Annotated in this window: 6 protein-coding genes; 3 read left to right on the forward strand and 3 right to left on the reverse strand. The window is 65.4% G+C overall.

Going from position 1 to position 13632, the window contains the following annotated elements; translation table 11 throughout:
• Positions 1 to 8: 8 nt before the first annotated feature.
• Both bamA and HYR72_00190 read right to left on the reverse strand, forming a co-directional pair.
• Positions 9 to 2831 carry an outer membrane protein assembly factor BamA gene (bamA, locus tag HYR72_00185; GenBank protein MBI1813380.1) on the reverse strand — a complete coding sequence of 941 codons (2823 nt, stop codon included), beginning with the start codon at positions 2829 to 2831 and terminating at the stop codon, positions 9 to 11.
• Positions 2821 to 6666: a translocation/assembly module TamB gene (locus HYR72_00190; GenBank protein ID MBI1813381.1), complete on the reverse strand. Its 3846-nt coding sequence runs from the start codon at positions 6664 to 6666 to the stop codon at positions 2821 to 2823. The genes bamA and HYR72_00190 overlap by 11 nt, the downstream gene beginning before the upstream one ends.
• 247 nt (positions 6667 to 6913) lie before the next feature.
• On the opposite strand from HYR72_00190, the gene HYR72_00195 reads away from it, so the two are divergent.
• The 3 genes from HYR72_00195 to HYR72_00205 all read left to right on the forward strand — a co-directional run bounded on the left by HYR72_00195 (position 6914) and on the right by HYR72_00205 (position 11066).
• The gene (locus tag HYR72_00195) at positions 6914 to 8557 is read left to right on the forward strand and encodes a hypothetical protein (GenBank protein MBI1813382.1); all 1644 of its coding nucleotides are present in this window, start codon (positions 6914 to 6916) and stop codon (positions 8555 to 8557) included.
• A gap of 113 nt (positions 8558 to 8670) precedes the next feature.
• Positions 8671 to 9669 (forward strand): hypothetical protein, encoded by a 999-nt coding sequence (locus HYR72_00200; GenBank protein ID MBI1813383.1) that lies wholly within the window; start codon positions 8671 to 8673, stop codon positions 9667 to 9669.
• Positions 9670 to 9689: 20 nt separating this feature from the next.
• Entirely contained in the window at positions 9690 to 11066 is a 1377-nt protein-coding gene (locus tag HYR72_00205; GenBank protein MBI1813384.1) for a DegQ family serine endoprotease, read from the forward strand.
• Positions 11067 to 11075: 9 nt separating this feature from the next.
• Here HYR72_00205 and HYR72_00210 read toward each other — a convergent pair whose 3' ends face one another.
• Positions 11076 to 13268: a glycosyltransferase family 39 protein gene (locus HYR72_00210; protein MBI1813385.1), complete on the reverse strand. Its 2193-nt coding sequence runs from the start codon at positions 13266 to 13268 to the stop codon at positions 11076 to 11078.
• Positions 13269 to 13632 lie beyond the last annotated feature (364 nt).

Raw genomic sequence — 13632 nt, forward strand, 5'->3', positions numbered from 1 at the left:
CGCCACACTCAGAAGATCGTGCCGATGCTGAAGTGGACCTCGCCGATCGACTCATCCGATCGGCGATCGAGCTTGAACCCGTAATCGAGGCTGAGCGGGCCCACGGGCGTATCGTAGCGCACCCCGAGCCCCGCCGAGCGACGAAAGTTGTCGAGGGTCACGGCGCAGTGCTGCCCGCCCACGTCCGTTGATTCACAGCGATCGACATCGTGCAGATAGACCCCGCCACCATCGGTGAAGACCGCACCACCCACCCCCCAGAACAACGGGAAGCGCAGCTCGATGTTGGCGTTGACATCCCAGTCGCCGCCGATCGGGTTGCCGCTGCTGCCGGTCGGTCCGATTGAGTTCTCACTGAAGCCGCGCACGGTGGTGCGCCCGCCTAGGAAGAACCGTTCGCGGATCGGCACCTGCGAGTTGTTCTCCAACGACTCCGACCAACCCGCGCGCAGCGCGTAGACGAACGTCACGCCCGCCCCGATCGGGATGTACTGACTGTGCTGACCGAGCACTTTGATCAACGGTAAATCCGAGCCGAGCCAACCGGCGGCGTAGCGCACGCGCAACGAATCGAAGACCCCACGATGCGGAATGAAGGGATCGTCGCGCCCGTCGTACACGAGGAACGGACCGGGGCTGATCGCGGTCGACCGGCCGTCATCCGCCGGGTTGAACTTCAACACGTCCTGCTCCACATCAAACACCTTGATGTCTTCGACTTGCAGTTCCACCCCCGCGCGCAAATCCGGCAGCACTTGCCGCTCGATTGCGGGGACAAAGGCGAACCGTTCGAAACTGAACTGATCCACCGACCGCGTCGATCGCTGCGCGATCAAATTGACTCGCCCGGCCCACAACGAATCAGCGATGCGCGGATCGCGAAAGCCGAGGTCGCCCAGATACTCGTTTGGCGTCACCGCGCTCGGCTGAAAACTAACCTCGCCACGCAAGCTGATGCGCCGGCCGAGTCCCTGCAGATTGTTCTGACTGATTTCGCCAAACGCACGAAACCCATCGCGCGTATTGTAGCCGCCGCCAAACTGAATGCTGCCAGGGGCCTTCTCTGCCACCCGCACGTCCACGTCGCGCGCCCCATCCTGCGCCGGGTCCGCGCTGGGGCGTACGCTGACGCTGCGGAACAACCCCAGCCGATACAGCCGCCGCTCGCTCTGCGCGAGGGCCTCGGGATCGAGCGGATCACCCGAATGAAACGACAACTCGCGCAGCACGACGCGCGACTTGGTGTCGATGTTGTCTTGCACGATGATCGTACCGACTCGCTCATACGTGCCGGGGGTGACCACAAACCGCACCGTCGCCGCTCGTTCGTCGCCATTCGCTTCGGTCGCGACATCACTCTTCACTTCCGCAGACGGATAGCCAGCCTGCTGCTGCGCGGCGAGTAACGCACGCCGATCGGCTTCGACCTCATCGACGTTGAGTGGCACGCCGGGACGAGTCCGCAGCTCCGGCAGCGTCCTGACGCCGATCAGACCCACCGGCTCGACCGTCGTCACCACCGTGCGCACGCCTTCTTCGATCACGACTGTCACCGTCGCCTGGCCGTGGGCGCGATCTATTTGGGTACGCACATCGGCGATTTCGGCCGCGTGATAGCCGTGGCGACGATAGAGATACCAGAGCTGCTTCAGATCTTCGTCGAGTACGTCGTCGAGCAAGACCCCCGTGCGCCACGGAACCCAGCTTGGTGGCTGCGTGGCCATGGCCGCGCGCAGCGCGGTGGCCGACAACGCGTGGCCGCCGTCGAAGTCGACAGCCGCCACATGAATCACCGGACCTTCATCGACAGCGTAGCGAATCACCTTCGGCGAACCCAACTCGATCTGCACGTCGACGCGCGCAAAGTAGTAGCCGTCTTCCTGATACGCACGCCGGATGCGCCGCGCGAGTTCCCGCCAGGTTCCATCAGTCACAATGGGACGGCCCAACAGGTCGAGAAGCTTGAGCAGGCGCCGCTTGCTGAAGTGATGATTGCCTTGAACCTGAATCTCGAACAACGGACCAGGGTCAACGCGGAACTGGAGTGTTCCCGTCGAGCCCGGATCACGCCGCCACTCGGCGGCAACGTCCGCTTCGAAATAGTCTTCGGCACGCAACCGCCGTATGATCGCCTTTTGCGCCGCGTGCTGGCGCGTGGCGAGATAGCGATCACCCGGTTTGATGCCGGCCGTTCGCCGCAGCATGTCCGTAGACACCGGCGCATCCCCCGTAAACTCCACCGCCGCGACTCGCACCGGCTCGCCCTCGTCGATCACGAACGTGACCTCCACCTCGCCCGGCCGACACTCGCTGACGTCGGTGCGTACCTGCGCCGTGTCGAAGCCTTCGTTCTTGTACCGTTCGCGGATGCGCGCCACGGCGAAGTCGCGCGCCTCGTTGGAGAACGGCGAGCTCGTGCCCACGCGCACGATGCGGTTCAGCACGGTATCGCTCAGCGCATCGTTGCCACGAAAACGTACCCGGTTCACGATCGCCTCGCGTGTGAGCTGCACCACCAGGGCGACGGCATCGGCGCGCGGCTCGGCCGCGACTTCAACCGCAGTGAAGATCTCCCGTTCCAGCAGCCGTGCACGCACTCGCTCCGTGTCGCCCGCGCGTAACACGTCGCCCCGCTGCACCGGCAGGATGCGACGTAAGTCACCGCTGTCGATCGGAGCAGCGCAGTGAATCTCGATTGCTTCGATTCGCCGCCCCACCAGATCGTCCACCTGCGCATAAGCCCGTGCCGCCTCGCCAAGGGCGCCCACCGCTAGCGCCATTGCTACCCACGCGAGCAGCGGCCGGCGACCGTTCCCGTGCCTACCGCGCATCAAGCTGCACACAGTCGTCGCTGGGAAACAGCGATAGCGGGAATCGGCGAAACTCGTAGCGGAACTTTATGTCACCGCCGAACGCGCCCGCCTGGTCCTGCGTTTCACTTTCCCAGCTCCCCAGCAGTGAGATGCGGCGGGTCAGTTTGTACTCCAACTGCGCGACATGCGCGGTCCCCGTGCCCACGGTCGTCGAAGCCAGCACGCGCAATCGGTCGGTCAGATCTTTCCCCACCGTCAGGCGCGGCTCGATCGTGCCGGTGGTGCGCGCCTGCGTCGCCTCCACCTCAAAGCGGTCCACCCCGACGAAGCGGCGCACTTCGGCCTCAACCATTCCGGTTGGAATGAAGGCGAGCGCACTGCCCGCCCCGACTCCAGTCGCTTCGCGTTGCAACTGCGCCGAGGTCTTGCCGAAGGCCACCAGACTCAGGACGTCGTTCTGTGACAAGCTGGGATCATCGGCGGTGAACTCGACGCGCGGATTGTCCGCCTTGCCGCTCACGGTCGCGCGCACCGTGTATTCCGAGTCGCTGGTCGCGATGTCACTCTCGGCGCTGAGATTCAACAACGGGTTGAGATCAAATCGGTCGCGAAATTCGATCGATCCGCCATTGACGGTGAACGTGCGCCCGCGGAACTTCACCTCGCCGCCAAATACGCCGATGGTGCCGAGCAGTACCGGTTTGGTGGCATGACCGGCGACCTGCAAATCGAGCCACAACTCGACCGCGGCGACGTTGTTGTCGACAAACACGCCGTCGTGGGCGAATACCCGCAAATCGAGTCCGATGCCGTTTTCCGTGGCCTCGCGCTGGGGCGCGGCGGCGAACAGCCGCTGCAGAACAGGCAACAGATCGGCCAACCCGACGTCGCGATCGTACAGAGCGTTGAGCACTTCGACCTTGCCGCTCACCGCCAGGCTCTCCCACGGCCCCGCCACTTTGCCCTCACCCGAGACGCGCGCTTCGAGCCCGTCGCTGACCGGCAGCGCCACCTCACGAATGGTCCAACTAAGATCCGGGCCGGTGCTCACGCTTGCCACCCCACCGACTTCGAACGTTCCGCCCCCAAGTTTGCCGGCAAGTGAGTCGATCGCGATCCGATCGCCGGCCAAGCTGAACTCACCGCTGGTATCGGTACAGGCAACCGGCAGACCCGCATCGATGGCTGCGTCACTGACGCTGGCGGCGCCGCTGAGTGTGACCGCGCCCGCTTCACTGCGACGAATCTTTGCGTGCAGGGCGAAGCTGCCGCGCGCCGACTGCACCGGATCGATCAGCAGTTCGACCAATTCCAAATCGCCGCTACCGGTGAGGTCGACATCGAGTAACCCTGACGTGGCGAAGGTTCCGCTCGCATCGAGATGACTACCACCGCCGGCGATCGCGCAGCGAAGCAAGCGAAAGCGGCCGTGCTCGCCTTGCAACACAATCGGCTCGCTGGCCTGCACCGCGTACGACTGGCGCGACACGTTCAGATTGGAGACCCGCACTTCACCACCGACGTCGTTCAGCGCAGTCAGCCGCCCGTGCACGTCAAACGTGCCGGCGACCTCGATGTGCATCAGCGACTTGAGCAACAGCAGCGCCGCCAAGTCCGTCGGCCGCAGCTCACCACGCAAGGTAAACGGCCAGTCCGCCCCGACGCGCCAACTCGCATCAGCTTGCAGCGCCTCGCCCAACAGCGTCACGTGCGACGTCCACTCGCCGAGATTGCCCGCGGCCGTGATCACGCCATCGCCGATCGCATGATCATCCGCTCGCAAGTCGTGGCCCTCGATTCGCACCGATCCGCTTGGCCGCTGCAGTTCGCCGTCAATGGTCGCGTGCAGCGAGACCGCCCCGTCCAGGCCACGCCAACCGGCGCCACGCAGATGACTGAGTCGCAAGTCCGTCGACGCCAGCGTCGCACGCAGCTGTCGAGTTCCTAGCCCTGCCGCGCTCAGCGTCACCGACTCAGTCTTGGTGTGGCTCAGCTGTAATTCGCCATTCCAACCCTCCGGCGACGCATGCGCGCGGATGGCCAACGCGTGGACCGGCTCCGGCAGTATCCACAACCGGTGCAGTTCCAGCTCCGCGTCGAGCTGCGGTGCCGACCACGAGCCCCGGCAGCTCGCGCGACCGTCGAGGACGCCGCCTTGCAACGGCATCTGCCAACCGAGGAAATCCGCCGCCGCGGTCAGCGGCGTCACATCCAAGTTGCGAGCGCTCAGTCGCCAGTCATTCGCTGCATCCAGCGTGAGCCCGAACGCGCCATTGATCTCGCCCGATCCGGTCGCGGTGCTGATCTGAACGCCGCGCGCAGCTAGCTCGTTGCCGCTCCATTCCAGTTGGCCACGGATCTTCGGGATCGTCGCCCCGAAGATCGTCAGTCGATCGCCATCCACAGCGCCCGCGAATGTCGGGCGACTCAGTGGACCACTCACCGACGCGTTCACCGCCACACTGCCGCTCAATCCATCGCGCAGTGGTCGTGGCGTCAGCGGCGCCAGCTTCGCAACATCGCCGAGTGTGATCTCAGCGGTACCGCCCACCGTCTCGCCGTGCGCCAGCGTCAGAGCGATGTGCGCCTGATTCTCCGCCGTTTGCTTGACTGTGCCGTTGAGGCGCAGCTCGTCCTTGGCGATGGCGAGATCCGCAGTCCAGCGCGCGGGGGACGGCTCGCTCTGCTCGATACGCGGCGCGAGCGTTCCTTCGCCCGCCACCGTCAGAGCCAACGGGTCAAGTGTACCGGTGACTTGTGCGCTACCGCGCGAGAGCACCGACCAATCGCGAGGCGGCTGATCGAGGTAGCCGATCTGCGTGGCATCGAGATCCCGCCACGCAACCTGCCCCGTCGCTGGCACCGTGCCGCCGACAGTGAGCGCGAAGCTCGCCCGCGCACTGCCGCCCCACGCGGTGATCTCCGCATCCGCCAAGGTGAGTTCCCGACCCTTGCGCGTGAACGTGCCGTGCAGATCGCCGACCGCCAGCCCATGCACCGTCGTCTGATCGAGCCGCACGTCGGCCTCGACCAGCGGGTCGAACAGCTCGCCACGCAGCGACGCATCGGCGCGAGCTGTGCCGGCAATCTCCCCCAGCGGTTCGAACACCAGGCCGAGGATGTCGAACGGCAGCTCCGCCGTAATGTGATGACGTGTATCCGGCGGCGGAGATTCGTTCACCGCGCGGACGTGGAGGCGATCGCCGTCAACCGTCCACTCATGGAGGAAGAACTGGTCGTCTTTCACGCCCGCATCGAGATGCACGCGCGCGACGTCGAGGTGGTGGGCGGCACGCTCGACCTCGGCCGCATCGCAATCGACGACGAACAATACGTACGGCCGCGCCGCGTCCATCGACACGCGGCCGGTCACCAACGCCGTCTTGGCGGCAGCCGTCGCTCCTTTTCCGCCAACTGGGAATTGCACCGTGACATCGTCGATGCGATCGGCCACCACTAGGAACGGAAGCACGCGCGGGGCCGCGAGCGGCCCTGGTGCGTGCGGCTTCTTCTTTGACTTGGGCAGTCGGCCCGCATCGAAGAACACCCCCTCCGCCGTCAACGACGCTACCGGTTGGCGGGCCCGCAGGCTTTCTCCGATGCGCAGAGTGGCGTCGACTTCCCGCGCCGTAAGCGTGGGCCGTTCCGTACCGATACGAGCGTCGCGAATGTGAATTCGCGGCGGCAACAGCGACAGCTCGATCGCACCGATGCGGGCGGGGACTTCGAACACGTCCGCCAGCACCGCCTCGACGCGCCGCGTTCCCCATTCGATCAGCGAGTCCCGCGCGGCCCACAGCGCCAGCACGCCGAGCGCGAACGCGACGAGACCCATCCCAAGCAACCAGCGCACGACCCGCACAGTGTGGAGGAGGTACCGACAATCGCGCGGCGCCGCAAATGGCCGCCCGTGGTCGACATCCGGCACATTCCTTCAGCTGACGTGCGAATCACCTCGCTGCGCTCACCCCATCCCGAGACCGTATCGCTCATTGCTCTCGATACGCCGGCTATCGTAGTAGTGGCACGCGCGGCGAATTCGACTGCGGCATGGTCTGCGGTGTACGACATCGAGTGATCGAAGCGTTGGCTCAAGGCCCGTGACTGAATCATCCGACTTGCACACCCGCGGACGCATTGCCGAGATAGTCTGGGCGTGTGTTCTTCTCGCGATCGCTCTGGTCTATGCCGCGGCCGCGCACGGCCTGTGGCCCTCACTCACGACCGAAAGCGCGGACACCTGGGCCCATCTCGCGGTCATCCGGCACACGATTGAGCGCGGCTGGTTTCCCGGCGACCCGTTTTATGCCGGATTGCCGACGCCGCCTTACTACTCGCTCGCCCACATCCTTGCCGCCAGTGTCAGCGCGCTGAGTGGGCTCCCGCCGCTCGATGTGTTGCTGCTGGCACCATACGTCACCGCGCCGCTCGTCGTCGCGGCAGAGTTCGCATGGCTCCGCGCGCTCTCATCTGACACACGCCTTGCGGCAATCGGGGCCGGGGTGACGTTGCTGATACGCGCGCCCGGACCCGCCTGGGCGGTGCTGTCGTATCCGCGGGCCATCGCGCTCGCCCCTCTGGCGCTCGCACTCATGTGGCGCCGCCGCGCGCATGAGTCGAACTCCATTCCGTACGACGTCGCCGCAGGCTGCGCCCTCGGTGTCTGTCTCGTCACCCACTTGTTCGTCGGCGGGATCGCCATGCTCGCGGTCGGCGTGCTTGATTTGGCACATCGGCGCCCCGCGCCTCGCTCGCAACGACACATCATCTTGATCTGGGCAATAGGGTTGCTGGTCGCGGCACCATGGCTACTCAATTTCATCGACGCTTGGTACCACCGCCCACGTGAGATCGCCCACGTCTTCCGCGACAGCTGGGACAACTACACTCAATCGATCGGCCCGGTTACCCTTACGATGCGATCGCCGACGGCAATGTTTGCCGCGCTTCCCGCGCCGCTCTGGATTCCGGCCGGGGCAGGGCTGATCTTCAGTTTGCTGCGCTGGCGACGCGGCCGTGCAACTATCGCGGATCGCTATGCGTTGTATGCCACCGCCGTGGCCCTGCTGCTGCTGTTGACGCCGCTATACGGATGCGTCGTGCTGCTGGCCGCCGCATGGGCCGATCGAGTCGTGCTCCTGATGCCCTTCTCGTTGCTCATCGGAATCGGAGTGTGCGGCGCCACCGAATCCATTCGCGACCGTTGCCGCGACCGTCGTCGGTGGCTACCTGGACGGCTCGCGCTCGCGGCAGGTATACTGTTTGTCGGCTCGTGGATTGGAATCGCAACGTATCGAACAGCTCTCTGGGACTACGCGATGACACGCACCTTCTCTGGCCCGCTGGCCCGTCAGGATTGGCAACCGATCGCCAAAGCGGTCGCGAACGGAAGCGCCCCCTGTACCGTCGCGTCCGATCCGTGGACATCGTACTTGCTCCCCTACTATCTCGGCTGCAACGTGCTCATCATGCTGCCGGAGCACGGCTCGCCCTACGCCGATCACGTCGCGCGGCAGCGTTTGGCGTATCGCATCTATGATCCGTCGACGCCGATGTCCGATGTGAAGATCATGCTCGATGCATACGACACCACCGCCGTCATCATCGATCTTCATCGCCAATGGCCGCACGAGGAGAGTGCGCAAGCCGTCGCCCGTCGCTTCCGGCAATCGCCACTGTTCGAAGATACGGGATGCTGCGAGGATTGGCGCATCTTCCGCTATCACTCGCAAGCCATCGATTGAGCGCACGGCGACTGGAACCTCAGCGACGTGGATGCTAGTGTGCGCCGCCGTCTCGCGGTCGTCGCATTCTACCTGATGCGGCAATACTGCCGCGGAGACCGACGAGAGAACGGATGGCAACCAAAACCTCCCGCGGCAAGCGCCGCGACACGCCGCGTAGCGCCGGGACTTCGCTCACCCGCCTCACTATCCTGGATGCGTTCCATGGTTGGGTGATTCCGGCGCTGACCGCACCGGCTGCCTTGGTCCTGTATGTCCTTTACAACATCGAAGCGCTCGATCGTGCTCCGGCAGTCATCGCGCTCTCGTTGTTAACGCTGGCGACTGTGCTGTGGGCGGGGCTCCGCGCCTTCATCAGCGAACGGACCAGCACCCGCCTGGCGCTGCTCCTCGCGGCCTATGCGATCGTCTGGGCGGCCACTACCACCATTCCCCTCGTCGCCACCATCGACCCGGGTGCACCGTTGTTCACCGAGCAACTGCAAGAACACGACACCACCAAGCTTCCGCTCGAAGGCCGCCCCGGCGCCTATCGCTTGGTCGTGCAAGGCGTGTTCGGCCCCAGCCAAACGAAGAGCGCGCGACAAGCCCACTACCGACTGGGTTTCGCCGCAGGCGACGCGCCGGCGCAAACCCTAGAAGGCGACTTCACCGAGCGCTACATGCAGCAGCGCCTCGGCCGCCGCGGTAGCACCACGGTGCGCGAACTCCACACCGAGCGACTCCACGATATTCAAGTGGCCGGCGACAAGCCGGTCAGCGTGACGCTCTCCGACATCGCTCCGGCCGACACCATCACGTCCGTCACGCTGCAGCTCTACCCCGATCGCTTCCCCGTGATTCTGTTAGCGGGTCTCGGTCTGCTGCTCACTTGCGGCGCGGTGGTGATCGACGCCTGGAGGCCGCGCGGCGAGTCGGAAGGGTTGCTGACGACACTCACCCTGGCAACAGTGCTGTCGATCGCTTCGCTGAGCCTGTGGGGCGGGGCGCATCCGGGCTTCGGCCAGCTCGCGGGCGACGCGTTGGGCGGCAGTGTCGTGGGCACGATCGTGGCGCTGGCGCTGGCGCGGGTGGCCCGTCCCCTTATTCACCGCCTGCCGGCAGCCCCGTAACCTGTCGCGGCCTGATCACGATGCGAAGTGTACATTGGCGGCTCGTCGTGTTCGCGGCAGTCGCGCACGCTGCGCTTTCAACCACCAGTGCGCACGCACACAGCAGCGATGCGGCGCCACCATCGTTCGCACCGGTCGCCAAGGTCGCCCGCCCCGCGGTCTGTCACATCTTCGCGGCGCAGGGCGCGCGGCCGAGCGCTGGCGGCGAACCGCTCGAAGAGTTTTCCCGCCGCTTCTTCGGTGAGGCGCCACCGCGCAACGCACCCCGCCGCAGTTTGGGCAGCGGGTTCATCATCAGTGCCGACGGCTACATCGTCACCAACGCGCATGTGATCCGCGACGCCACGCTCATTCGCGTCCGCCTCGCGGACAAGGAAGAGTACGACGCCAAGCTGATCGGCAGCGATCCGAAGACCGATGTCGCACTGATCAAGATCGAACCGCGCGGTACACTCCCGACGGTACGGCTGGGTAGCTCCGCCGCGCTCGAAGTCGGCGACTGGGTGGTCGCCATCGGCAATCCGTTCGGGTTGGCACAAACCGTGACCGCCGGCATCGTTAGCGCCGTCGGGCGCGTGATCGGTGCCGGGCCGTACGACGACTTCATTCAAACCGACGCGTCGATCAATCCGGGAAACTCCGGCGGTCCGCTGCTCAACCTGGACGGTGAAGTGATCGGCATCAACAGCGCGATCTTCAGCAAGAGCGGCGGCAATGTCGGGATCGGATTTGCGATTCCGATCGATCTCGCGCGCCGCATCATCGATCAGTTGCGCGAGCACGGCAAAGTCGTCCGCGGCTGGCTCGGCGTCAGCATTCAGGAGATGACTGCGGATCTCGCCAAGTCGTTCGGCTTCGATCGTCCGCACGGTGCCCTGATCGCTGATGTCATCCCCGGCGGACCCGCCGAGCGCGGCGGGTTGCAACGCGGCGACGTCATCATCGAGTACCAAGGTCACGCGGTGCTCGATTCGCAACACTTTCCGACCCTGGTGGCCGACACGCCCGTGGGCTCGCACGCGGAGGTCAAGGTGCTCCGCCATGGGGAGGAGAAGAGCCTCACCGTCGCCGTGGCGCAACTGCCCGAGCCCAAGCCGCAAGTCCGCGCAGCAACGGATAGCGACTGGGGCCTCGCGATCGCCGACCTCACGCCGAACCTGGCGCGCCGCCTCGGCCTGCCGACACAGCGGCGCGGGATAGTCATCACCACGGTCGCGCCCACCAGCGCCGCCGCTGAAGCCGGCGTGCAATCCGGCGACATCATCCGTGAAGCGAATCGCCACGAGGTGAGCACGGTGCGCGAGTACCGTACGGCGATTGCGGGGGCGACGGACAGTTTACTGCTGCTGTTGCAGCGCGGTGAGTTCTCGTCCTACGTTGCGCTCCGGCGCGAGTAGCTCCGCCACCTACTCGCCGTCGGGCTGCAGCGCGGTGGGCGGAATCAGCGACTGCACGCCGTCCGGTGGGGTCCAATAGAGGCGGACGGCTGGATGCGCGCCGGCAACCGCGCGAAGAGTGATCACAACCGGCGTCGCTTGCTCCATTTGAAGCTCGATCCCCTTCCCTTCCCAACCCTCGGTTTCGATCTCCATCTGCTGGCCAGCGATCTGCAGCTGAGTGGCCGCCTCGCGCACTTCAAGGCGCACGCCGTACGTCCCGGCGATCGGCGGCACGATTCGACCCGACCAGCGCACGCGCATGCTAGCCAAACGTCCATTCAGCAGACCGCCGGTGAACGCGGTTGGAATCGTATGCATCATCAGCGCGGGATCGATCGTGCACAGAGTGACGGCCTCGCCGTTCGCTTGCTCGCCGTTGTAGTCCGCTCGCAGCCCGACCGCTGGCGCCGCCCCACAGTCGCTCGTCGATTCCACCGATACCACACCGACCGTCGCCATCGAGTCGGGATTCCGCAGGTTGGGGTCGCGATGGATCGCCGTCGTGTAGTGTGGGCACACCGTCGCAACCAGGGCCGGCAATTGCTCCGACTCGTGCGTGCCTTGGGTGATCCAATATCTCGGCGCGTGCTCGTAGCCATCGCGGACATCGAGCGCTGCCGCAAGCGAGGTGGCACGTCCGCCGGTCGCGTGCGCGGTCAGCCAGACGTAGTCGGACGGGCCGAAGGCGTTGCTAACGTCGGTCGTCAGCAGCACCACGCGTACCCCCGCGGGCACTCGATGAATCGCGTCGAGCACGGTGTTCTCTGGCACCACAAACGCATCTTTCACGACCGGGCTATCGAGGAGCCGCTGCATTTCGGCGACGTTGAAACACAGCGCCGCCGCTACGGTCGCCCCCGCCACTGTTGTTCCGATCCACTGCGGCACTCGGGGCCAGCGCACCCAATCGTCGACCAGCAGACCGATGAGCGTGAACAGCGGCACCAACAGAACAAAGCAGCGCGAGACGTTCAGATTGGTCGGAATGACCGCCAGCGCCGCGAACGGCAGCGCGAACGCAACGAACGTGAGTCGCCGCAACGGATCGCGCCAACGCCGCATGCCGTTCAGCAGCGCGAGAGTCGCCAGCGCAGCGGTCACCGGATCCAGCATCGCGTGTCGTGGAATGTTGACCCACGCGATTTCGTCGCCCGTCGTGACGAATGCGGCCCAGCCGTCGCGGGCCCGTTTCATCATCGGGCGGATGAGGTCGACCAGGGGACGCTGCTCGGCTACGGCTTCTTTCCATCCGTCACCGTGTCGCCGGATCGCCTCCGAAAAAATCTCACTGCCATGGTAGACCGTCGCCACCACACCCGGACTGAGCAGGACCGCCCACACGGCAGCACCAAGGACGAAGTGTCGCACGGCGGCGCCCGACAGCCTGGCGTGGCGCCACGCGGACAGCGCGAGCAGCGCCGAACTTGCGGCAAGCAGTAAGGGAAAGACCCGATAGCCTGTATAGGCATAGAACAGATCAGCACTGACGACCGAAAGCAGGAAGACGTCGACACGTCGGCGCTGTTGCACAACCCGCACGAACAACCACAGCGTCAGCGCCATGATCGACAACGGGAAGAAAATCTCGTCGGCAAAGCGCGCGGCGGCGGCGGCCCAGCGACAGCCGGCGAGCAACACCGCGGCGGTCCAGGCAGCGGGCAACGCGATCAGGCGTCGGAGCGCGAGGAACAGGAATACCGGAGCGAGCACCCCACCCAGAACGAACGGCGCACGCAAGGCTTCCGACGTCAGCCCGAAGAGATAGAAACTGAGCGCCGGGAGCAGATTTGTCAGCGGGAACTCGAGCGGCCAGCGCCAGTCGCGATAGAAGCCATAGCCGAGATAGCCGGTCTGGATTTCCTCGAAGCCAAACGCATCGGGCGGCGGATATTGCGTGATCCGCCACAAACGAAATGCCAGCGCAACGATCGCGATGGACAGCAGCGCGAACCAGTCGACTCGCCGCCATGGCGGTGCCGGCTGCGCGTCGGGATCGCGATCGCCCAGTAACGCCGCGACGGCGAGCCAACCGACGCCACCCAACCACCACCACCCACCGGTAGCCAATTCGCGACTCTCCGCGAAGTAATGGTTTCCGACGCTGGCGGTAGCAAGGCCGAGCCCGATCACCGCGTACCACAGCAACAGTCGCCAGCGCACAGCGCGCCTATAGCAGCCTGCGCGGCATGAGGTCACGCGTACCATATCCGATGATTCACTGGCGCACCCCACGCGCATGCGACATTGACCGCAGCCGGACGGCTGTGTACAGCGAAGACGGACATAAACAGACGATGCGTATCGGACGATGGGCCGCGCTGACGGTCGTGCTCGTGGGTGTGCTGGGGTGGTACACGTGGTCGCGGCCCGGGCCCAATCTGTTGCTCATCACGGTAGACGCCCTTCGCCCGGATCGCCTGTCGTGTTACGGCGGCTCGATCCAGGTCGCGACGCTCAATCGACTAGCCGCGGAGGGCGTGCTCGTGCGCGACGCGGTGACGGACGTGCCGTGGACGACACCGGC

This window comes from Deltaproteobacteria bacterium, from assembly GCA_016178705.1.
Taxonomy (GTDB): domain Bacteria; phylum Desulfobacterota; class Binatia; order HRBIN30; family JACQVA1; genus JACOST01.

Coding starts and splice junctions, on each gene's coding strand:
- bamA (MBI1813380.1), bottom strand. CDS start 2,831: ATGCGCGGTAGGCACGGGAACGGTCGCCGGCCGCTGCTCGCGTGGGTA.
- HYR72_00200 (MBI1813383.1), top strand. CDS start 8,671: ATGGCAACCAAAACCTCCCGCGGCAAGCGCCGCGACACGCCGCGTAGC.
- HYR72_00205 (MBI1813384.1), top strand. CDS start 9,690: ATGCGAAGTGTACATTGGCGGCTCGTCGTGTTCGCGGCAGTCGCGCAC.